Here is a 21,539-nt window from a genome sequence, read left to right as displayed (position 1 = left end):
GGCCTACTGCACCACCACGTGGTTGCTGCGCAGTTCACCATCCACCCGCACCCAGCAATTCAGCGCATCCACCAACGGGTTACGCTGGCAGCGGACGTTCAGTGCCCGCCCACGGAATTCACCCTCCGCACGCGCCTCCCGACGATCACCGAAAAAACGCATGTGCGCCTCCATGGCCGTCTCGTCATCGATGATCAGACGCACCCGATCCCGCAGGAGCATGCGTTCCATGGCGTACTCCCAGGCCCCCGGATCCAGGTCCTCGGCGGATGCAGGAATCAAGGCAACTCCCAATGCCAGGATCAGCGCAGCGACAGCGCGGGACGGATGGACCATGACAGCCTCCTGATTCGCTCGTGTCCTGTAACCCGCGTTCGTGCCGGAACAGGTTCCGTCACGCTCAGACCGCCCCGGCCCGCGAAGGTTGCAGCCAGCCTGGTTCCCGGCGTGATACCGTCACCGTTTTCCATCACCGTGCGACACCGATATGGCCCTCGCCAGTCTGCTCCTGTTTCTGCTCGCCATGGCGCTTGGCGCCACCACCCTCTGGCTCGGCCACAAGCGACGCCGGCCGGTGGTGCCCCTGGGGTATGCCCACGCCCTGACCGCACTGTCCGCCCTGACCCTGCTCGCCGTGCGGGTATTCACCGGCCCCCAGAACCTGCTGCTCAACAGCGCCTTTTTCCTGTTCCTGCTGGCAGCGCTGGGCGGCCTGTTCACCCTCGCCGTGCGCCGGCGGGATGAGCCCATCGTCCTGCCGCTGATCCTCCTGCACGCCCTCGCCGCCGTGGTCGCAGCCCTGCTACTGCTGGCCGGTGTCAACGCCGGCGGGTGATCCCGGCCTGACCGCCTTGCATCGCCGTGGCTGTGACGGTACAGTCAGCTGTCCGACCGACCGGTCAGCACCCCTCTGCAAGACGGTCCCGGTCCACGAACGCGCTGGAACACCTCACCGAGCCGAGATGAACGACGCCGAACCATGCCGTACGACTCCGGCCCATCCCGAAGCCTGAGCAGCCGGCCGCCGACCAAACCACTGTGGGAGCCGAACATGCCGGAACACGACGCAGACTATACGGCTCCGCGTACGGAAGCCGCCGACCGGGTGCTGACTGCGGCGCGGGAATTGTTTACCGAACGCGGGTTCGAAGGCGTGTCCATCCGCGACATCGCCGGCCGCGCCCGGGTCAGCAAGGCCAACGTGTTCCATCACTTCGGCAACAAGGCGAACCTGTACGAAGCCGTCCTCCAGGACTCGCGGCTGACCTTCGACGAGCTGCTGGACGGCCTGCGGGACGACACCATCCCCGTCACGGAGCGACTGGAGCGCTTCGCCCGGGAGCACCTGGACACCATGCTGCAGGAACCGGCGGCGGTGAACCTGTTCCTGCGCCAGATGCTCAGCAACCGCGGGGATCCGCGTCGCGAACGCGCCGAGGAAACCATCGGCGAGGGCATGCAGGAACTGCTGCGGATCGTGGACCGCAGTCTCGTCAGCGGACGGCGGGACGGCACCACCGCGCTCAGTGTCTCGCTCATGCTGTTGGGCAGCACCTTCGTCTATTTCCAGCTCCGGGACGTCCTCCCCCGGATCGGCGGACAGAGCACTGACTGCAGCCCCGACGCCTACTGCAGCGCACTGATTGATCTCCTGCGGCCCGGGCTGGAAGCCCACATCGCCGCAGGACAGTAATCGCGATTTCAACCATGCAAGGAACCATGATCATGCCACGCATACTGAGCCTGCTCCTGCTCGCCGGACTGGCGGTTGCCGTGACCGCGTGCGACAACGACGACGGCAACAACGGCGAAGACGGCAACAGCGGCCCTTCCGGGGTGCTGATCACCACCGAAGAGGCAGGCATGGCCACCGTACAGGTGAGCGAGACCACCATTGGCCGGCTCACCAGCAAGACGGCACCGTCCCTGACCGCCGAAGTTTCGGGCCCCATCGAGGAAATCTACGTGGAAGAGGGCCAAACGGTCTCCCGCGGCGACCAGCTGCTGCAGATCGACCGGGAACCCTACGAACTGGCCCTGGCCCAGGCCCGCACCGACCAGCGGCGGCTGGAAGTCACCCTGCGCACCCAGCGGCGGGAACTGGAGCGCAACGCAGAACTCCTGGAGGACGGCTACGTCACCCAGTCCCAGTTCGACGCCACCGAAGGCGAGGTCGAGTCGCTGGAAGAGGACCTGGAAGGCGCCCGCGCCCGGGTCCGCAACGCCGAGCGCGACCTCAGGAAAACCCGCATCGACGCGCCGGTGGACGGCGCCATCGATGAGCGATTCGTCTCCGAAGGTGACTACACCTCGCCGGGCGAACCGATGTTCACCGTTGTCAGTCAGGACCTCCTGCGGGTCCGCCTGCCCTTCCCCGAGACCACGGCCCAGCACCTGGCGGTGGGACAGCCCGTGCACCTGCGGGCCCCCGTGGCCGGCGGCGAAGTAGAGGGGAACATCGGCGAACTCCGCCCCGGACTCGCCGGGGAGAGCCGCACCTTCGAGGCCATCGTCAACGTGGAGAACCCGGGCGGCTGGCGCCAGGGTGGCAGTGTCAACGCCGAAGTCACCATCGAGGAACGCGAGAGCATCGTGGTGCCGGCGGAGGCCGTGATTCAGCGCCCCGCCGGCGAGGTGGTCTTCGTCATCGAAGACGACATCGCTCACCAGCGCCAGGTGGAGGTGGGCCAGCGCAGGGCCGATACCATCGAGATCGCCTCGGGCCTCGAAGAAGGCGAGACCATTGCCGTGGACGGTGCCGGCTTTCTCTCCGACGGCGCCACCATCCGCACCGGCGAGGACTGATCCATGACGCTGCCCGAGCTATCGATCCGGCGACACGTCCTGGCGGTCATGATCAGCGCCGTACTGGTGCTGTTCGGCGTGATCGGCTACCAGGAACTGGGAACCGACCGCATTCCCAACATCGACTTCCCGGTGGTCAACGTTGTGGTGGCGCAGCCGGGCGCCGATCCGGACATCATCGACGCCTCCATCACCTCGGAAGTGGAACGGGCGGTGAACACCGTCCCGGGCATCGACTCCATCCAGTCCAATTCCAGTCCGGGCACGTCCGTGGTGACCGTCACCTTCGACCTGGACGTGGACATCGACGCGGCCTTCAACGAGGTCCAGGCGAAGATCAACGAGATCCGCTCACAACTGCCGGAAGACGCCGAAGACCCCGTCATCCAGAAGGTGGAAACCGACGCCCAGGCCATCATGTGGCTCAGCGTCCAGGGTGATCGCACACTGCAGCAACTCGGCACCTACGCCCGCAACGTGGTGCGACCGCAGATCGAGAACATCGACGGCGTCGGCGAAATCCAGATCGGTGGTGGCCTGGAGCGCAATATCCGCATCGAGGTTCAACCGGACCGGCTGGCGGCGTTCGGCCTCACCGTCACCGATCTGATCAACGCCATCGAAACCGAGCATTTCCAGCTTCCCGGCGGGTTCCTGGTCGCCGAGCGCACCGAGCGGTTGCTGAAGCTGGACATGGAATACCACCAGCCAGAGGCACTGGAGCAGCTCATCGTCGCCTCCCAGGACGGCGCGTTGATCCGCCTGCGGGACGTCGCCGAGGTCATCGACGGCCTCGAGGACCCCCGTGCCCTCGCGCGCTTCAACGGTGAGCCCACGGTGGGGCTCGGTGTGGTCAAGGTCTCCGGCACCAACACCGTGGCCATCATCGACGAGGTCAAGGAACGGCTGGATAACGAGATCCGGCCCCAGCTGCCCCCCGGCATGGAGGTGAACATCGCCTCGGATCAGTCGGTGTTCATCCTGGAGATGATCGACACCCTGTACCTGACCATTGGTCTGGGCATCCTGTTCGCGGCGTTCGTGCTGTGGCTGTTCCTGAAGAACCTGCGCTCGACGCTGATCGTTACCTTGTCGATACCGGTGGCCCTGGCCTCGGTGATCGCAGTCATCTTCTTCTTCGGCTACACGCTGAACTCGCTCACCATGCTGGCGATGCTGCTGCTTATCGGCGTGGTGGTGGACGACGCCATCGTGGTGCTGGAGAACATCTTCCGACACCGGGAGCAGGGGATCGAGGACCCGGTGGAGGGGGCCATTGTCGGCTCCAACGAGGTCTTCTTCGCCATCATTGCGACGACACTGTCGCTGATCGCAATCTTCCTGCCCGTGCTGTTCATGGACGGCATCATCGGGCGGTTCTTCGAGTCCTTCGCCGTGGTGGTGGCCATGGGGGTGCTTGCCTCCAGCATCGTGGCCCTGACCCTGACGCCCATGCTGTGCTCTCGGTTTCTGTATGTGCCCAAGGAACACGGCAAGCTCTACAACGTGCTGGAAAGCGGTTTCCGCGGTATGGAGACAGGATACCGCTGGTTGCTGGGCAAGGTTCTACGCTTTCGCTGGATCACCCTGGCGGTGGTGCTGGTGGCGACCGTTGCCGCCGGCAGCCTGCTGCCCCAACTCGGCGGGGAGTTCTCCCCCGACGAGGACGAGGGGCAGTTCCTGGTGAGCATCGAAACACCGCTGGGCTCCAGCATCGATTACACGGATGAAAAGCTGCAGGCGGTGGAAGAAATCCTGGGCGATCAGGAAGGGGTTGCCAGCTACTTCACGGCCATCGGGCTGGGTGACCAGGGCCAGGTGAACAACGGCATCTCCTTCGTGCGCCTCGACCCCCGCGAGGAGCGGCGGCTCAGCCAGCAGGAGATCACCGAGCAGGTGCAGGGCCAGCTGGCGGGACTCAGCGGCGTGCAGGCATTCGCCTCGTCAGTACCGCTGATCGGTGGTCAGCGTGGCGAGGCACTGCAGTTCAACATCAGCGGCCCGGATCTGGACGAGGTCGCCAGCCTGGCCGAAGAGATGGAGGAACGCCTGAGCGGTCGCGACGAAATCGACACGCTGGACCTGGATCTTGATCTGGACCAGCCGGAGCTGGTGCTGGACGTGGATCGCGACCGTGCCCGCACCCTGGGCATCAGCACCTTCGATGTTACCCGCGCGGCGAACGTCCTGGCCGGCGGCATCGACGTGGCGCGCTACAACGATGATCCCGGCGATGGCGAGCGCTACGACGTCCGCCTCAAGGCGCGGGAGGGTGAACTGCGTACTCCGGAAGACCTGAGCAAGCTCTTCCTGCGCTCCGAATCCGGCGACATGGTGCGGCTGGACACCCTGGCCTCCTTCGAACCGGAGCTGGGCCCGGCGGTGATCGGCCGCTACGACCTGCAGTATGCCGCACAGTTCTATTCCAATCCGGCGGTTCCCCTGGCGGAGGCGGTGGAAATGGTGGAAGAGGAGGCGGCGGACATCCTGCCTCTGGGCTATTCCCTGAACCTGGTGGGTCAGGCCGAGGAGTTCGAACGTACCGCCGCGGCGATCGTGTTCGTGTTCGTGGTGGCAGTGCTGCTGGTGTACATGGTACTGGGCAGCCAGTTCAACTCCTTCCTGCAGCCGTTCATCATCCTGGCGGCGCTGCCGCTGGCCATGGTGGGCGGCATCGTGGGGCTGTGGCTGTTCAATCACACACTGAACATCTACTCCATGATCGGGCTGGTGCTGCTGGTGGGGCTGGTGACCAAAAACGGCATCCTGCTGGTCGACCTCACCAACCAGTACCGGGTCAAGCGCGGCCTGTCGGTGAACGAGGCCCTGGCAGAAGCGTGCCCGATTCGTCTGCGGCCGATCCTGATGACCTCGCTGACACTGATCCTGGCCATGCTGCCCGCCGCCATCGGCGCGGGTGCCGGCGCCGAAACCCAGGGTCCGCTGGCCATTGCCATCATCAGCGGCATGATTTCCTCCATGCTGCTGACGCTGGTGGTGATCCCGGCGGCGTATTCGCTGCTGGAGAACGCCGCGGTGCGTGTGCGGGAGTGGCGGCAGCCCAAGGCGCAGGAAGCGTAAGCGGTACGGCCGGGGGAGGTGGACCTGAAGGTCCACCCTACCTCCTCCGACCAGCGGGCCAGCCCCTTCCAGGCGTAGGGCGGACCTTCAGGTCCGCCTTCATCCTTGCAACAACGGCCGCGTCAGAACGGCCCGGGCCGACGCTTGATGAAGCTGCCGGTCTTGCGCCAGTACAGGATCAGCAGCAGCCCGAACACCATGCCGCCCAGGTGCGCGAAGTGGGCAATGCCGGACAGTGAGCCCGTGACACCGGCCCAGAGCTCGAAGGCCCCGTAGGCCACCACGAAGTACTTGGCCTTCATGGGGATCGGCGGAATCAGAAGCATGATGCGCTGGTTGGGAAACATCATGCCGAAACCGAGGAGAATGCCGAACACCCCGCCGGAGGCGCCCACGGTGGGATAGACGCTGCCGTCCGCCGCCGCATTGGTGGCCACCACCAGCTGGATGAGCCCGGCGCCGATGACGCAGAACAGGAAGTAGAACGCGAACCGACGCGATCCCCAGAGGTTCTCCAGGGCCACGCCGAACATCCACAGGGCGAACATGTTCACCGCGATGTGAAGCGTGCCGCCATGAAGAAAACCGTAGGTCAGCAGCTGCCAGACCTGGAACGACGGCACATCCCCCAGACCCAGACGCGTCATCAAGGCGTCGGAGGCGCCCAGCGGCCAGAGGGCGAAATTCGCCAGCAACCACTGACCCATGACGCCCTGTGCCAGGAACACGGCGCCGTTGATGATCAGCAGTGTCAGGATCACCGGCGGCAGCATCGACGGCCCGGCAGGGCGTCGCGGCGGTGGCGGCTGTTGCGGCGGCTCGGGTGCAGCCCGGCCTTCCCAGTCCTGCATTGAGCGAACCCTCAAGCGTTGTGTTCGCGCACTGTAGTCCGGGCGCGCGAAGGGGGCAACCGCGCCAGACAGTGTACGGCGGTCAGAGGCTGTCGCGGGAGAAGTCGTAACGCCAGAACAGACCTGCGCGCCAGAGATCAAGTTCCTCGCCGGACCGCGCCTCGGCGAGTTGGTGTTCGTACTCCACCCCGAGCACGTGGCGGTCCCGCCGGTAACGCCAGTCCATGGCCAGGTGATACTCCTCGGCATCCGGCGCCACCAGCCCGGGCCGGTCCAGGCGGCGGTAGCCGAGAGCGACACCAAGTTCGTGCAGGGCACCAGCGGCGGCCAGCGAGAGCGTGGGGCTCAGGGTGTGCTGTTCCAGGTGCCCGTCCCGGCTGCGATAGGCCACGCCGGGCGCGGCCGTAACATCCAGCTCGCCGACGCGGAAGCGGCTTTCATGGGCCAGGCCCAACCGGCGCTCACGACGGTCCAGGGTGTCCGCGGCACGGTCATCCAGGTCCAGCCAGAAAAGCTCCACTTGGGCCTCATGCGTGGCTGCGAGAGGCAGGCGCATATCCCAACTGGCACGGCGGGTGAGCTGGTCGATGCCCCCCTGGCGGTCGGCGCGCTCACGGTGGCTGACATCCAGGGTCTGCCGCGACAGCACTGGCCCAACGGCGAAGGGCATGGCCAACTCCATGCCGTGCTCGTCGACACGCACCGGGTTGAGGCCGGCGGCCTGATCCACATAGCGATTGTAGCGCCCTTGCAACCGGACACGCTCATTCAGGCTGAGACCGGCGGACGCACCGAGCGTGCGGCTATCTCCAACCACCTTCGTACCGACAGGCTCAAAGTCTTCACCGTAACGCTCGTAGCGCACGGCGTAGTCCACCGGCAGAGGCAACATGTCATCGCGACCGCTGACCTGGGCGTGCCACCCCCTGTCCTGCACTGATTGCTCAGGGTCCTGGTGCACACCGGACCATTGCTCCCCCTCCAGGCGCGCCCACTCTGCCTCGGCGTCAAGGTGCTGATGAAGCAGCTGAAACTCCCGGGAGAGTGCCAGGCTGGTCACGAGATGCGTGTCCTCCGCGCCGGTAAACGCCGTCTGGTCATGGTGTGCCAGATTCAGCGAGATATCACCGAACACCGGGTCGGCCACCAGCCAGGACGCCCCGTGGAAGTCCCCCTCCGGTGCCACCAGCGATGGCGCCAGTGTCTCGTCATCCCCGTACCAGTGCCGCCGATAGGCACCCGAGATCCACACCAGGGAGTGATTGGTCTGGCCCAGTCGCGGCTGCGTTTCCAGCCGCACCCCGCGGAGATCCTGATCAAGGCTGAGGCGGCTGAAGCGGGCACGCTGGTCACCCAGATCCAGGCGATACGGCGCCGGCCCATCGGCGCCCTCGTAGCTCAGGCGTACGTACTCCAGGTGTGCACCGTCGTCGAGCGTTCTGTACTCGGAACCGCTGAAAACCCCGGAGAGGTCAAGATCCCAGCGCTGCCCGTCACCGGTGTCGTGGCGGATGCCGAGGTTGAGCTCCTGGTAGGCCTGTAGCCCATCTTCTGCGTAACTGCCGAGGCGGCGGTCACCGCTGATGTCGTAGTACTCGATGCGGGACGTCGTATCCCCGCGCACACTCCACCCCGACGACTCGCCACTGTGTGCCAGCGGCGGAGTCATCAGACCGATGGCCAGTCCGAGTCCTATTGCGGCAGTTCTCGTATCCATCGAATGATCAGATCCTGACGCCCTTCGCGCCGCTGCAGGCTACCGTCTTCCCCGGTGCCTTCCACCTGAAGGCGCACCGCGACACGAACAGTCCGGGTGATCGCCTGTGCGCTCCGTTCCTCGTCCACGATCCGCATGGGTCCCACGGCCAGCAGCCGCAGGCGCGCATCGGGGGGCACCTGTTCCTCGAGGGCATTCAGCAGCCGCTGCCGCTCCGGGAACGAGGGCGCCAGATAATCCGCCAGCCCGCGGCTGTTCCAGGAACGGACCACCTCCTGAACCCAGTCCTCCACCTGCTGGCGTTCCGCCGCCGGCAGGTGCGGCAGCTCCTCGTCGCGCTCACCGATGGGTTCGAAATCCCGCTGCCCGGCGGACGCCGTCATGCACACCAGCAGCAGCCCCACCACCATCGCCCGCAAAATGTTCACTGCTCTGCCCCGTTGGCGCCGAAACCACCGGGTGCCCGCTCGTCCCAGGGGTTCACTCCACTGCCGCGTCGGACTTCCTGCAGTTCACCACGTGTCTCGCCACAGCCCGGACGGTTCAGAATGGCGTCGCCGACTGCCACGGCCGGTGCGTCACCCGACTCCACGCCCTCGTCGCGCAGTGCGCGATACAGCATCATCAGGGTGCGACAATCCTTTTCGTCCAGTGCCGGACCGCCGGCGGCATCGGATGCCTGCACCGGCACTGGCGGCACCGACACCAGCAACACACCGGCAAAGGTGACGGGCAGAAGCCACGACGTCACACGAAGTCTTGCGTCCAAACCATTGAGCTCCATGGCAAATCGATTTCCGATCATACCGCATTCAGGCGCTGACTAAAGAGGCATGGATCACACGGTGGCCAGGGGTGGCATACTGGGAACCACACGAGACGAGGACGGGATTCCCATGCACCGCAAGCCCCTTGCAGCCATCATGATCGCCGCTGGCGCCCTGGCCCTTCTGGCCGTTGCCCGCTATCCGATGGAGCCACGCTGGCAAGCCGACGACCCGGCCCGCGGCCAGCACGTCACCGCCATGAACTGGTGGCGGGATGGCCCGGTACTCGCGACCCAGGACGGCAACGTGCAGGGACACACCGGCGATGGCTGGGAACCCCACCCTGACCTCCCCGGGGATGCCCGCAGCACTGTGCTACTGAGTGTCGACGGCCAGCTACACGCCGGCACCACCGACGGCGTCCTGCGCCTGGAGGATGACACCTGGACCGGAGCCGAAGGCGACGAGGCCCCTTCGGGCCGTATCGCCCACCTCACACTGGACGACGACACCCTTTACGCCGCCGGTGACGGCGGCGTCTGGCAACGGGCACGGGACACGGCCGACAGCTGGGAGTTCCTGGGCCACCCGGACGAGGACGCCATCGTCTACCGGGTACTCAGCAGCAGCCACGAGGGCGAGACCCTGCTGCGCAGCGGCAGCATCGAGGCCGGCGTTCATCGCTACGACCGCGAGGAGGAGGCCTGGACGGCGGACAACGCGGGACTGCCGGAGGCAGTGAAGGTGCTGAGCTTCCAGCAGCTGCGCAACGGTACCGTGCTCGCCGGTACGGACCAGGGGCTCTACCGCCAGACCACCCCCGACGACGACTGGCAACACGTCAGCGGCCTCATCGGCGACCGCCGCATCCTCAGCATGGCCATTACCGCGGATACGCTCTACACCGGCAGTGACGACGGTGTCTGGCATGCGCCGCTGAACAACCGCGGGGACATCGAGCACGACGCCGACTGGCTGCCGGTTCTGGCCGTGGAGGAGTCACTGGATGCTCCCGTGGGATGGATCCTCACCCATGGCGAGCAGCCGTGGATCGCCGCCGGGAGCGCCTACCGCCTGCGTACCGGTCAGCCCCTGGAGTGGTACCTGCTGGTCATCGGCGGACCGCTGATGCTCATCGCCGGCGGGGGATTATGGATGTACCGGCGATAAGCTTCGCGTGCATCAAGGCGGGGTGGCGTTCGGAGTTCACCACTAGACGATCGGCGGCTCCTCCTCCCACTCCTCGCCGCTCTCCAGCGACTCGCTGAACCGCTCCATCTCCCGGTGCACCCGACCCACCTGATCGAACCGGGCCACGTGGAACAGCGCTTCGCCCTCGTGGACCAGCGGCATGTTCGCCCGCCCGATCACCAGACCGGAGAAGGCCGCCTCCACCGCGATCTCCGCACCACCGAAGGGATCCGAAATCCAGCCCAGCGGCTGGCCCGCGCGCACGCGGTCCCCCAGCGCGACGGCCGCGCGGAACAGTCCGTCCTGGCCCGCCCGCATCCAGCTGCTGGAGTTGGCAATATAGTGCGGCTCCGGCGTCGGGCGGCCACGCCGCGTCGGCGCCAGCATACCGAGATGGCGCATCACCCGGATCACACCCTTGACCCCCGCGCGGATCGCCTGCTCATTGAAGCGCAGCGCCTCGCCGCCCTCGTAGGTGATGACCGGCACCCCTTCCTCGCGTGCGGCGCTGCGCAGGCTGCCCTCGATCAGCGGGGAATCCAGCACCACCGGCAAACCGAACGCCCGCGCCAGGGCGTCATCCCCGGCATCGCTCAGGTCCGCCCGGATCTGCGGCAGATTGTCCCGGTGAATGGCCGCAGTGTGCAGATCGATGGCATGGGTTGCCCGTGCGATCACCTCGGTGCGCACCAGATAGGCCAGCCGCGAGGCCATGGACCCCGATTCGCTGCCGGGAAAACTCCGATTCAGATCCCGCCGATCCGGCAGGTAGCGCGAACGACCGATAAACCCGAGCACGTTCACCACCGGCACGGCGATCAGGGTCCCGGCGAGGCGGTTGAGCATCTGCTGACGGAGCAGGCGCCGGATGATTTCGGCGCCGTTGATCTCGTCGCCGTGGACCCCCGCCGTCACCACCAGGCAGGGCCCTGACCGGCGCCCGTGAATGACCTGCACGGGAATGTTGACGGGGGTATGGGTGTAGAGCTGGCCCGCGGGCAGCTCCACGGTGTCGCGTGCTCCCGGCGCAACGGTGTTGCCCGCGATCTCCAGTGCCGCTCGTGCCAAAGCTCCCCCTTCTGCTCGTTGCGGACGCCACCGCCTGGTGCGTCCCGCTTTCACCCCGGCGCAAGCGGGTTTATGGTATCAGCAACCAAGCCACCGACTGCCCCGGGGCTGGCAGTCGGCCAATGTCAGGGAGACACCCATGCTGTCCTGGACCCTGCTGTTTCTCGTGGTCGCCATCGTGGCCGCGGCCCTTGGCTTCTCGGGCATCGCCGGAACGGCCGCCTGGATCGCTCAGGTCCTTTTCGTTCTGTTCATCATTCTGTTCCTGGCGAGTCTGATCTTCGGCAGCAAACGTTGACGCGGCGCCGAACGCGCCCTCAGACGGCGCCGCGATGCCGATCCTTCACCTTGACGTAATGCGCGGCGGAGTACCGCAGGAAGTCCCGCTCGTCTTCGGTGAGTTCTCGCACGGCCTTGGCGGGGCTGCCCACGTACAGATACCCCCCGGGCAGCTCCTTGCCGGGTGGCACCAGGGCGCCCGCGCCCAGCATGCTCTCGGCACCCAGCACGGCACCATCCATGATGGTCGCGCCCATGCCGATGAGGCAGGCATCCTCGATGGTGCAGGCGTGGACGATGGCCTTGTGGCCGACGGTGACGTCGGCGCCGATGACGGTGGGATACCCGGTGGGGTTCATGCCGCCGGCATGGGCCACGTGCACCACGGAGCCGTCCTGGATGTTGGTGCGGGGGCCAACGCGGATCCAGTTCACGTCACCGCGAACCACGGTCATGGGCCAGACGGAGGCATCTTCGCCCAGTTCGACTTCACCGATCACCAGGGCCGTGGCATCCACCCAGGCGCTGTCGGCAACCTTCGGGCGATAGGTTTCGAAGGTGCGGATCATGCGTGCGGTCTCCTTGCTATAGGTGTCCCGATTTTGCCCGGGCCGAGGCGGTTCTGACTGCGGCTCCGGAGCTCCGCCTAACTTTTCTTCTGCCGAAGAAAAGCTCCCTCCACTCCGGCCTGGCCGGCTTACAGCGCATCCATGCGCTGAGCGCCGGTGGCCGCATCCATGCGGCCACCCCTTCGGGGCCGGGCAGCCTGCGTTCCGGGGCTGCGCTAGTCGCCGCAGTCAGAACCGCCTCGGCCCGGGCAAAATCGGATCGCATTGTCAGGTCATCGTTACCATCTCTTCCGCACTGGTCGGATGGATGGCGACGGTTTCGTCGAAATCGCGTTTAGCCGCACCCATTTTCACCGCCACCGCGAAGCCCTGGAGCATTTCGTCCGCCCCTGTCCCAAGAATATGACAGCCGACGACACGCTGCTTCTCGCCGACGGTGACTAACTTCATGCGGGTGCGGGGCTTGTGGTCCGACAGGGCGTAGTCCATGGCCACGAAGGTCGTGCTGAAGCAAGTCACGGCATCGCCGTACTGCTCCCGCGCCTCGGCCTCGGTGAGGCCGACGGTGCCGATGGGAGGATGGCTGAACACCACAGTGGGCACGTTCTCGAAATCCATGCGGCGGTCCTTCTGACCACCGAAAAGCCGGTCACCCAGACGACGGCCGGTGGCGATGGCCACCGGGGTGAGCGGGATGCGGCCGGTGACATCGCCCAGGGAATAGATGCCGGGAACGTTGGTCTCCTGCCACTCGTTCACCGGCACCTGGCCGGCCTGGTCCGTTGCAACACCCGCCGCGTCCAGGCCCAGGCCGTCAATGTTCGCACGGCGCCCCACGGCCCAGATCACCGTCTCCAGACCCTCGATGGTGCGGCCATCTTCCGCGGTCAGGGTCAGCGTGCCGTCCGGCGCCCGCTCGACCCTGGAGGGCGTGCAGTGGGTCATCAGGTCGACACCGTGCTGGGGCAGCGCTTCCTGCAGCCCCTCCTGGATAAGTTGGTCGAAATCCCGCAGGGGCCCGTGACGACGTACCAGCAGGCTGGTCTCCGTGCCCAGGCCGGCCAGCACCCCGGCCAGTTCCACCGCGATGTAACCGGCGCCCACCACGGCGGCTCGACGCGGCTGCTCGCGCAGCGCGAAGAAGCCGTCGGAGTCGATGCCCAGTTCCGCGCCGGGGACATCGGGAACCACCGGCTGGCCACCGGTGGCGATGATGAAGTGGTCGGCTGTGTAACGCTCGCCGTCCACCTCGATGGTGTTCGCATCCAAGAACCTGGCATGCCCCTGGATGTGGGTGACGCCGTCCTTGTCCAGGTTGCGGGCGTAGATGCCGTTGAGGCGTTCGATGTAGGCGGCACGACGACCGACCAGAGCGCCCCAGTCAAGACCGCGATAGGCAACGTCCAGGCCAAAATCCTGAGCCCGGTGCACCGCCTCCAGGGTGTGGGCGGCGTTCCACATCACCTTCTTGGGTACGCAGCCCACATTCACGCAGGTGCCGCCCAGCAACGACTTCTCCACCACCGCCGCGCTGGCCCCATGGGATGCGGCGCGGCGTGCCGCCGCAAGGCCGCCGCTGCCACCGCCGATGGCGATGCAATCGAAATGCGTACTCATACGTTAACGTCCTCAGCCGTGTGCCGAAACGCTGCAACGATAGCATGCCGCCACAAGGGTAAGGGCTACGTACAACCCCGACCCCGGGCAAGGCGCGGTGTTGGTGGATCGAACCGTCATCCTCGAGCACCAGCAACCATTCGCGGGCCCGGGGTCGAGTGAGACGGCCGGGATCGGGACCTGGGCAACTCCGCCTACCTGCTCGACGAGGCGGGTTTCCGGGACGTCCAGGAGCGTTTCCACCGCGATGGGCACTGGGATAGGGAGGGAGTCAAGAACCACCTGGCGCTCCCATGCTTCAACCGCGCCGATCAGATCGACATCCTGGAGGTCACCCAGCCCACGGATGCGGTCAAGGCGGACATCGGCCCGGCCACCGAACTGCTCCAGTACCACGACCCCGACAGCAGCTATGCGACGGACCTCATGCGCAAGACCATGCCCGGCGGTGGCACGCAGGTCACCATCGACCAAAGTACGCTTAAGGTACTCAAACCCTGACGGAAGTCACCATGCCTAACACCGAAGAACAACGCCTGGACATCATCGAGAACTGCGACATTCTGCTGGATACGGTGCTCAAGCCGTTCGAGAAGGTGGACAGCACCCCGGAAGGACGGATGGTGGCGCAGCTGCATTGGCTCAAGGAGCGTGCTGAGAACCATGACCTGGCGCTGCCGGTTGAGAAAGGCTGGCTTGGGACACTGCTTAACGTCCGCGTGGAAGGCTGGATCAACTGGACGGCCAGCTCCCGGGATCGGGTGCACGAGGAGGTCGACGTGCCCATGGTTCGACTGGTCTATCTCACCCGAGAGGGCCGACTACTACTTAAGCCCGCATACCACCCCTACGCTATCCGGTGCGCGGATGCGCTCACCCGGCTGTTGAACGACGCTCCAAGACCTCTCGACCAGAATGAACAGGCGGCGATCAGTGAGGTGCAAACACTGCGAGAGCGGCTTGAGCGTGGCGGAAGTGAGCCTCCAATCTTGCACTACTTTCCAGAGTTTCCCGGCGTCAGACGTGTCTACAAACCCTACGGCAGTTCTATCGATGATCTTCCCAACGGTTTCTGGCTCATCAAGGTAGTCGCCAACGCCTACTTCAACGGCATCCGCCCCGACACCTGGCTGACCCCGGAGGATGCCGAGCGGGAAGTGGCGGCCGTGGAGCGCGCCCTGGACGCCGCCTGACCCGAGTGCGCCAACAGTCACCTTTATTGGGCCAACGCGCGGGAGAGGCGCGTGCTTTCCGCACATCGCCCCGCGTTCATGGAGGTCATACGCTCCGTGGCGCTGATCGAGGGCTCACTCTCATGACGAGATCATTGCTATGCTGAAAGCCATGAATGCGAATGCCCAGGACGTCAAACAGGCCGCCCACGAGCTGATCGACCAGTTGCCGGATAACGCCAGCTGGGACGATGTGGTCTACCGCATGGCCGTGCGCCGTGCCATCGAGATCGGGCTGACGGAGAGCGACGCGAACGAAGGGGTTGATACCGCCACGGTGCGTGCCGAGCTGGATCTACCCGGCGAATGAAGCTGCGCTGGCTCCCGCACGCGCGGGCGGATCTGCGCGCGATCGGTGAATACGTGGCCGAAGACTCGCCGGAGAACGCCGTAGCGCTGCTCGACAGGATCCTGAAACGCGCTGAGCAAATCCCGGATTTCCCCTTGGCCGGGCGGATGGTTCCCGAGTTCAGACTCCCGGACGTGCGCGAGGTAATCGAGCCGCCGTACTGGATCATCTACCGCAGCTTGCCGGATCGCATCGACGTGATCAGCGTCATGCACAGCGCTCGACTGCTGCGCAATGTTCCGCACAAGTAAACGACTCTGAACCGTCTTTGACGCGGCATTCAGAGTCCCGCCCGCGCCGCCCGGCGCATCGGCCAGTTCACCAGTCGCGCCATCGAACTCATGGCGGAGATCGTCCAGCTCCCCCGCCGCATGGTCTGTCAGGAACTGACCCTCTCACACCCAAACGCTTTCCCGGTCCATAATGAGGCGCCGTGATGACGCCACCGTGGATCAAGAGGAACGCAATGACCAACCCCCTGCTGGAAGCCACCGACCTGCCCCGCTTCTCCGCCATCCGGCCCGAGCACGTGGAGCCCGCCATCGACACCCTCCTGGCGGACAACCGGGCGCGCCTGGACGCGCTGCTGGCACAGGACGACCCTTTCACCTGGGACACTCTGGTGCGCCCGCTGGAGGCGATGGACGACCGGCTCAGCCAGGCGTGGTCACCGGTGAGCCACCTGAACGCCGTGGCCAACTCCGATGAACTGCGGGCCGCGTACAACGCGTGCCTGCCCAAGCTCACCGAATACACCACCGAGATGGGGCAGAACGAGGCCCTGTTCCGGGCGTTCCAGGCCGTGGCCGATCGGGACGACTTCGCGGCGCTCCCCGCCGACCGTCGCCGCGCCGTGGAACATGCCCTGCGCGACTTCCGCCTGGCGGGGGTGGATCTCCCCGAGGAGAAGAAGGCCCGCTACCGGGAGATCGCCAATCGGCTCTCGGAACTGGGCTCGAAATTCCAGGAGAACCTGCTCGACGCCACCAACGCCTGGCATAAGCAACTGGACGACGCCACGCGGCTCGACGGGCTGCCCGAGTCCAACCTGGCCATGCTCCGCCAGGCCGCGGAACAGGCGGGCGAGAGCGGTTACCGGATCGGGCTGGACTTCCCCAGCGTGTTCGCCGTTCTCACCCATTGCCGCGACCGGGACCTGCGCCGGGAGGTCTATGAGGCCTTCGGCACCCGCGCCTCCGACCAGGGGCCGCATGCCGGCCAGTGGGACAACACGGCGCTCATGGACGAAATCCTCGCCCTGCGCCACGAAAAGGCGCGACTGCTCGGCTACGACAACTACGCCGAGCTGTCCCTGGCCACCAAGATGGCCGACAGCCCCCAGGCGGTCATGGACTTCCTCACCGATCTCGCCCGGCGCGCCAAACCGGTGGCGGAGCGCGAATTCGAGGAACTCCGGGCCTTCGCCCGGGACGAGCTGGGTCTGGATGACCTTCAGCCCTGGGACGTGACCTTCGCGTCCGAACAGCTGCGCCAGAGCCGCTACGCCATCTCCCAGGAAGATCTGCGCCCCTACTTCCCGGCGCAGCGGGTGATCGACGGCCTGTTCCAGGTGGTGGAGCGCCTCTACGGCGTGGAAATACGCGAGAACACCAAGGCCGTGGAAACCTGGCACCGGGACGTGCAGTTCTTCGAGATCCGCGACCCGGACGGCACCCTGCGCGGGCGTTTCTTCACCGATCTCTACGCCCGCAGCGACAAGCGCAGCGGCGCCTGGATGGCCGAGTGCAAGGTGCGCCGCGATACCGGTGACGGCGTGCAGACGCCGGTGGCCTTTCTCACCTGCAACTTCGCGCCACCGGTGGGCGACCGGCCGGCGCTGCTGACCCACACCGAGGTGGAGACCCTGTTCCACGAATTCGGCCACGGCCTGCACCACATGCTCACCCGGGTGGGCGCCGCCTCCGTGGCCGGCATCCACGGCGTGCCCTGGGATGCGGTGGAACTGCCCAGCCAGTTCATGGAGAACTGGTGCTGGGAGCGTGAGGCCCTGGACCTGTTCGCCGCCCACGTGGATACCGGCGAGCCCATCCCCGAGGATCTGTTCCAGCGCATGCAGGCGGCGAAGAACTTCCAGTCCGCCATGGCGATGATGCGCCAGCTGGAATTCTCCCTGTTCGACTTCAAGCTGCATCTGGAACACGATCCGTCCCGCGGCGCCCGCGTGCTGGAAACCCTGGAAGAGGCCCGGGACATGACCGCCGTGGTCCGCCCGCCGGAATGGCACCGCTTCCCGCACGGCTTCATGCACATCTTCGCCGGGGGCTACGCGGCGGGCTACTACAGCTACAAGTGGGCGGAAGTCCTCTCCGCCGACGCCTACTCGCGCTTCGAGGAAGAGGGCGTGTTCAGCCAGAATGCCGGGCGCGACTTCCTGGTGCATATTCTGGAGAAGGGCGGCTCAGAGGACCTGATGGACCTCTACAAGGCATTCCGCGGCCGCGAGCCGAATGTGGACGCGCTGCTTCGGCACAGTGGACTGGCGGCCTGACGGTGGACCTGAAGGTCCACCCTACGTCCGGCAACGGGGCCCGTAGGGTGGATGTTTAAATCCACCGTAACCCGCCCGGGCAATCGGGCACACGTAGGGCGCATCTTGATGCACCGTGACGGCCCCCGATGATGCCCGCTGCCGGCTGGCTCAACGCGGGAAGGTGCATCAAGATGCACCCTACGCCCTGAATTTGGCACATAGCGCGGAGCGGGTGATCCGATCACGGACCGTCTGCGGCCAGGACGGCCGCAGTCGAGCCTACATGGATGTATTCACGGCGTGTCCGTGATCGGATCACCCGCTCCGCGCGCCCCGAAACCGGGCACCCTGAGAGGCTCGGATTCCTACAGACAAACAGACGAGGAAAGGAGGTCAAGCAATGGCCGAGTACCCCACCGACCCGAACTGCATCTTCTGCAAGATCGTTTCCGGGGAAATCCCCGCCGCCATCGTCGGCCAGACCGACCACGTTTTCGCCTTCATGGACGCCTTTCCGTCCTCACGCGGCCACACCCTGGTTATCCCCAAGGCCCACTACCCGAACCTGCTGGAAATGCCCACCGACCTGCTGCAGACTTTCATTGCCAGCGTCCAGGAAGTCGCCGGCGCCATCCAGGCCGCCATCCAGCCCCACGGCATCGCCCTGACCCAGTTCAACGGCGAGGCCGCCGGCCAGACCGTGTTCCACTACCACCAGCACATCATCCCCCGCTGGGAAGGGCAGGATCGCCGCAGCCACGGCAAGGACCAGGCGGACCCCGAGGAACTCAAGGCCGTGGCCGCGGAGATCCGCGCCAAGCTGGGCTGGGAGGCCTGAATGAAACTGGCCTCCTGGAACGTCAACTCCCTGAAGGTGCGCCTGCCCCACGTGCTCCACTGGCTGGAGACGGAACAGCCGGACGTGGTGGGCCTGCAGGAAACCAAACTCACCGACGACAACTTCCCGGCCGCGGCCCTGAGCGAGGCCGGCTACGAGGCGGTCCACGCCGGTCAGAAGACCTATAACGGCGTCGCCGTGCTGGCGAAACAGCCCATCAGCGAGACCGTCACCGACATCCCCGGCGTGGACGACCCCCAGCGCCGCGTCATGGCGGGCACCATCGGCGACCTGCGCTTCATCAACCTGTATGTGCCCAACGGCTCCGAAGTCGGCAGCGAGAAGTACGCCTACAAGCTGGACTGGCTGGCGCGGCTGCGGGACTGGATCGCCGACGAAATGGCGCGCCACCCGCGCCTCGCCGTGGTGGGCGATTTCAACATCGCCCCCGCCGACGCCGACGTGCACGACCCGGAGGAGTGGCGCGGCAAGATCCTGTTCAGCGAGCCGGAGCACGCCGCACTGAGAGCACTCACCGACCTGGGCCTGGAAGACACCTTCCGCCGCTTTCCCCAGGACGAGCAGGTGTTCTCCTGGTGGGACTACCGCATGAACAACTTCAAGCGTAACCGCGGCCTGCGCATCGACCTCGTGCTCGCCAGCCCTGCCCTGGCCGCGCAGTGCACCGCAAGCCGGGTGGACGTGGAACCGCGGCGCTGGGAACGGCCTTCCGACCACGCTCCGGTGGTGGCGGAGTTCGTCACCGCGTAACGCTATCGCGGATGCGGGCCGCACCTGAACGGCTTTCTACTCGCGACCGCACCCCTCCCTGTCCATTACCGGACTCCACACGGCGACGTCCCGCCGGCAAAGGCGTATCTGGACGAGCTGGAATCCTACTCCACCAACGAATATGCCATCGACTACACCGCCCCCCTGGTCTTCGCGCTGGCCTATTTCAACCAGTTTGAACGGAGCATGCCCGACGACATCAGCAGCGACAGCGCCGCCTCCCGGGAACCTTAGGTATGCTATCCGACCGTCATGGTCACCGACCCCGACAGGCGTTGCGGTCGGGGTCGGCGAAGCGCACCGGAGTCAGAGGCATCCGTGTGACGCGCCTGGTTAGCTGCTACCAAGCATGTACACGCGAAGCTGCCGCTCTTCTCGCATGACGTAGAGGACAAGAACCCGCTTTTCATCCTCACGATAAAAAATGCGGCACGGCGGAATCACTACCTCCCTGTAGACCGAGTCAGGCAGCTCTGGGGGAATTCTTCCGGACTGGGGAAAATCTTCCAGGCGCTCGGTCTTGTCGAACACTTCCTGGACAAGATGACTTGCTGCGGCAGAATTATCCAGAGCGATGTACTCGGCGATTGCTTCCAACTCTTGAAGGGCGGTCTCAGTCCAGATTACCTCAGCCATTTACTCATTTTCTCCCTGGCCTCACTCTGGCTGCACGTTCTTCCCTCAAGTGCTGCACGCTCTCCCCGTGAGAGCCCCTCAAGCAGCTCAAGGCGACGCTGCATGAACTCGTAATCCTGCACATCAACAAGATAGGCGGATGGCTGGCCATGTTCCGTGATCAGTACCGGCTCCTTTGACGCGTGCAGATCGGCCAGAATCTTGGTGGCTCGGCGCTTAAGGTTCGTAACAAGCTCAACTTTCATGGGCTCACCCTGAATCAGATCAATAGTGACACTATAGTATACCTTCTCGAGGGAGGGAATCGCAGCTAACGCAGAGCGCACGGGTAGCCTATCGAGAGCAACGCGAAGAACAGGCCACCCGCGAGGGCGGGACTTCTCAGCGCTTGTCGCAGTGATGTTGACGGCTCCATTCCTCAGGCCTGGACGAGCGTGCAGGTAATATGAGCGCGCTCCGGATCATTGACGGCACGTCATGGGAAGTCCTCGCATACGAGGCGTCCTCTGCCGCCCCAGCTCCTCGGCGACAGGGGTCGGCGATCGCGACTGACGTCGCTCCCACAGTGCGTCGATACAAGTGCGGACCTGTAGGGCGAACCTTCAGATCCGCCCTGCCGAGACGTTCAAGAATCAAGGCGAAACCGGGGGTTCATCCGGATCCTCGGCGGACAGGCGTTCCAGCAGAACCGCGAACGCCGCCGGGTCCTCGCGCCGCAGCCGCGCCATGGCCTGCTCGGCAGCGGCACGCGGGTCGCTTGCGTGACGCGCCTTGACGGCCTCCACGTCCGCCTGCATCGCTCGGAGCCGCCGCACGGCCGGGTCGTCGCTGTCCCCCGCCACGGCGAGCAACGCCTCGGTCAGCACGCCGAGCTGCCGGCCATAGCTGGCCACCTCCGACACCACGTCCCGCTCGATCCGCGGATCACCGGCGAAGTTCAGTGCCACCTGCGGCGAGAATAGATTCGTGAAGGGCGAAATGTCCTGAGTGACGTCCCCACTCAGAGGCGCGCGCAGCGCGCCCGCGGCCCAAAGTGGAAACAGCCAGGGGGCAAGCATCCAGGGTGGCATGGGTCGACTCCTTTCAGACGTACGCCAACAACTATAGCCCAGCCCGGGCCGTGCAACCCTGACGTTCGACGGATCAGACGACGATAGCTCCGGCGGCACCGCCCGCAAAGAATCCCAGTGACAATCCGGCGACGGTTCAGCGACACCGGTGTTTGGCCGGAGGCGGCATAGTAGAGCCCAAATCGC

General features: G+C 65.7%; 23 protein-coding genes. 12 read left to right on the top strand and 11 right to left on the bottom strand.

What is annotated here, in order from left to right; translation table 11 throughout:
- Positions 1 to 3: 3 nt before the first annotated feature.
- The gene (locus KU884_RS00965) at positions 4 to 336 is read right to left on the bottom strand and encodes a hypothetical protein (protein ID WP_167780865.1); all 333 of its coding nucleotides are present in this window, start codon (positions 334 to 336) and stop codon (positions 4 to 6) included.
- 151 nt (positions 337 to 487) lie between these two features.
- Here KU884_RS00965 and KU884_RS00960 point away from each other — a divergent pair, with 151 nt between their 5' ends.
- The 4 genes from KU884_RS00960 (at position 488) to KU884_RS00945 (ending at position 5,886) form a co-directional block, all read left to right on the top strand.
- A complete protein-coding gene (locus KU884_RS00960; RefSeq protein ID WP_167780864.1) occupies positions 488 to 835 on the top strand; it encodes a hypothetical protein in 348 nt (115 codons plus the stop codon).
- A 216-nt stretch (positions 836 to 1,051) separates the two neighbouring features.
- Complete coding sequence (locus tag KU884_RS00955) at positions 1,052 to 1,693, top strand: TetR/AcrR family transcriptional regulator (RefSeq protein WP_167780863.1); 642 nt, start codon at positions 1,052 to 1,054, stop codon at positions 1,691 to 1,693.
- Positions 1,694 to 1,725: 32 nt separating this feature from the next.
- The gene (locus KU884_RS00950; protein ID WP_167780862.1) at positions 1,726 to 2,805 is read left to right on the top strand and encodes an efflux RND transporter periplasmic adaptor subunit; all 1,080 of its coding nucleotides are present in this window, start codon (positions 1,726 to 1,728) and stop codon (positions 2,803 to 2,805) included.
- A 3-nt stretch (positions 2,806 to 2,808) separates the two neighbouring features.
- On the top strand, positions 2,809 to 5,886 hold the full coding sequence (locus KU884_RS00945) for an efflux RND transporter permease subunit (protein WP_167780861.1): 3,078 nt from the start codon (positions 2,809 to 2,811) through the stop codon (positions 5,884 to 5,886).
- Between the two features lie 122 nt (positions 5,887 to 6,008).
- Here the strand turns inward: KU884_RS00945 and KU884_RS00940 are convergent, their stop codons facing one another.
- The 4 genes from KU884_RS00940 to KU884_RS00925 all read right to left on the bottom strand — a co-directional run bounded on the left by KU884_RS00940 (position 6,009) and on the right by KU884_RS00925 (position 9,259).
- Positions 6,009 to 6,737, bottom strand: coding sequence for a rhomboid family intramembrane serine protease (locus KU884_RS00940; protein ID WP_371807945.1), 729 nt, complete (start codon positions 6,735 to 6,737; stop codon positions 6,009 to 6,011).
- Positions 6,738 to 6,819: 82 nt separating this feature from the next.
- The gene (locus KU884_RS00935; RefSeq protein ID WP_167780860.1) at positions 6,820 to 8,454 is read right to left on the bottom strand and encodes a hypothetical protein; all 1,635 of its coding nucleotides are present in this window, start codon (positions 8,452 to 8,454) and stop codon (positions 6,820 to 6,822) included.
- Positions 8,430 to 8,882, bottom strand: coding sequence for a hypothetical protein (locus tag KU884_RS00930; protein WP_167780859.1), 453 nt, complete (start codon positions 8,880 to 8,882; stop codon positions 8,430 to 8,432). The genes KU884_RS00935 and KU884_RS00930 overlap by 25 nt, the downstream gene beginning before the upstream one ends.
- On the bottom strand, positions 8,879 to 9,259 hold the full coding sequence (locus tag KU884_RS00925) for a hypothetical protein (protein ID WP_167780858.1): 381 nt from the start codon (positions 9,257 to 9,259) through the stop codon (positions 8,879 to 8,881). The genes KU884_RS00930 and KU884_RS00925 overlap by 4 nt, the downstream gene beginning before the upstream one ends.
- Positions 9,260 to 9,350: 91 nt before the next feature.
- On the opposite strand from KU884_RS00925, the gene KU884_RS00920 reads away from it, so the two are divergent.
- Positions 9,351 to 10,391, top strand: a complete 1,041-nt coding sequence (locus KU884_RS00920) for a hypothetical protein (RefSeq protein WP_167780857.1) — start codon at positions 9,351 to 9,353, stop codon at positions 10,389 to 10,391.
- A 42-nt stretch (positions 10,392 to 10,433) separates the two neighbouring features.
- On the opposite strand, the gene KU884_RS00915 is transcribed toward KU884_RS00920, so the two are convergent.
- Positions 10,434 to 11,480 carry a succinylglutamate desuccinylase/aspartoacylase family protein gene (locus KU884_RS00915; RefSeq protein WP_167780856.1) on the bottom strand — a complete coding sequence of 349 codons (1,047 nt, stop codon included), beginning with the start codon at positions 11,478 to 11,480 and terminating at the stop codon, positions 10,434 to 10,436.
- 139 nt (positions 11,481 to 11,619) lie between these two features.
- Between KU884_RS00915 and KU884_RS00910 the strand changes: the two genes are divergently transcribed.
- Entirely contained in the window at positions 11,620 to 11,778 is a 159-nt protein-coding gene (locus KU884_RS00910; protein WP_167780855.1) for a DUF1328 domain-containing protein, read from the top strand.
- A gap of 19 nt (positions 11,779 to 11,797) precedes the next feature.
- On the opposite strand, the gene KU884_RS00905 is transcribed toward KU884_RS00910, so the two are convergent.
- Together KU884_RS00905 and gorA are read right to left on the bottom strand one after the other, a co-directional pair.
- Positions 11,798 to 12,328 (bottom strand): gamma carbonic anhydrase family protein, encoded by a 531-nt coding sequence (locus tag KU884_RS00905; protein ID WP_167780854.1) that lies wholly within the window; start codon positions 12,326 to 12,328, stop codon positions 11,798 to 11,800.
- Between the two features lie 267 nt (positions 12,329 to 12,595).
- A complete protein-coding gene (gorA, locus tag KU884_RS00900) occupies positions 12,596 to 13,945 on the bottom strand; it encodes a glutathione-disulfide reductase (RefSeq protein ID WP_167780853.1) in 1,350 nt (449 codons plus the stop codon).
- 512 nt (positions 13,946 to 14,457) lie between these two features.
- Between gorA and KU884_RS00895 the strand changes: the two genes are divergently transcribed.
- The 6 genes from KU884_RS00895 (at position 14,458) to xth (ending at position 19,626) form a co-directional block, all read left to right on the top strand.
- Positions 14,458 to 15,138 (top strand): hypothetical protein, encoded by a 681-nt coding sequence (locus KU884_RS00895; protein ID WP_167780852.1) that lies wholly within the window; start codon positions 14,458 to 14,460, stop codon positions 15,136 to 15,138.
- A gap of 139 nt (positions 15,139 to 15,277) precedes the next feature.
- Positions 15,278 to 15,487 carry a hypothetical protein gene (locus KU884_RS00890; protein ID WP_254432136.1) on the top strand — a complete coding sequence of 70 codons (210 nt, stop codon included), beginning with the start codon at positions 15,278 to 15,280 and terminating at the stop codon, positions 15,485 to 15,487.
- A complete protein-coding gene (locus KU884_RS00885; RefSeq protein ID WP_167780851.1) occupies positions 15,484 to 15,777 on the top strand; it encodes a type II toxin-antitoxin system RelE/ParE family toxin in 294 nt (97 codons plus the stop codon). Before KU884_RS00890 ends, KU884_RS00885 begins: the two co-directional genes overlap by 4 nt.
- Before the next feature lie 215 nt (positions 15,778 to 15,992).
- Positions 15,993 to 18,035: an oligopeptidase A gene (prlC, locus tag KU884_RS00880; RefSeq protein ID WP_167780850.1), complete on the top strand. Its 2,043-nt coding sequence runs from the start codon at positions 15,993 to 15,995 to the stop codon at positions 18,033 to 18,035.
- 382 nt (positions 18,036 to 18,417) lie between these two features.
- The gene (locus KU884_RS00875; protein WP_167780849.1) at positions 18,418 to 18,855 is read left to right on the top strand and encodes an HIT family protein; all 438 of its coding nucleotides are present in this window, start codon (positions 18,418 to 18,420) and stop codon (positions 18,853 to 18,855) included.
- Positions 18,856 to 19,626, top strand: a complete 771-nt coding sequence (gene xth, locus KU884_RS00870; protein WP_167780848.1) for an exodeoxyribonuclease III — start codon at positions 18,856 to 18,858, stop codon at positions 19,624 to 19,626. It abuts the gene before it with no gap.
- A 354-nt stretch (positions 19,627 to 19,980) separates the two neighbouring features.
- Here xth and KU884_RS00860 read toward each other — a convergent pair whose 3' ends face one another.
- The 3 genes from KU884_RS00860 to KU884_RS00850 all read right to left on the bottom strand — a co-directional run bounded on the left by KU884_RS00860 (position 19,981) and on the right by KU884_RS00850 (position 21,353).
- Positions 19,981 to 20,283: a type II toxin-antitoxin system RelE/ParE family toxin gene (locus tag KU884_RS00860; protein ID WP_167780847.1), complete on the bottom strand. Its 303-nt coding sequence runs from the start codon at positions 20,281 to 20,283 to the stop codon at positions 19,981 to 19,983.
- The gene (locus KU884_RS00855) at positions 20,271 to 20,528 is read right to left on the bottom strand and encodes a type II toxin-antitoxin system Phd/YefM family antitoxin (RefSeq protein WP_167780846.1); all 258 of its coding nucleotides are present in this window, start codon (positions 20,526 to 20,528) and stop codon (positions 20,271 to 20,273) included. The genes KU884_RS00860 and KU884_RS00855 overlap by 13 nt, the downstream gene beginning before the upstream one ends.
- Before the next feature lie 387 nt (positions 20,529 to 20,915).
- Positions 20,916 to 21,353 (bottom strand): hypothetical protein, encoded by a 438-nt coding sequence (locus tag KU884_RS00850; RefSeq protein ID WP_174813702.1) that lies wholly within the window; start codon positions 21,351 to 21,353, stop codon positions 20,916 to 20,918.
- Positions 21,354 to 21,539 lie beyond the last annotated feature (186 nt).

The organism is Aquisalimonas sp. 2447, from assembly GCF_012044895.1.
Lineage (GTDB): Bacteria > Pseudomonadota > Gammaproteobacteria > Nitrococcales > Aquisalimonadaceae > Aquisalimonas.
Note: the sequence above shows the minus strand (reverse complement) of the source record. Positions and strands in the feature narration are given on the sequence as shown.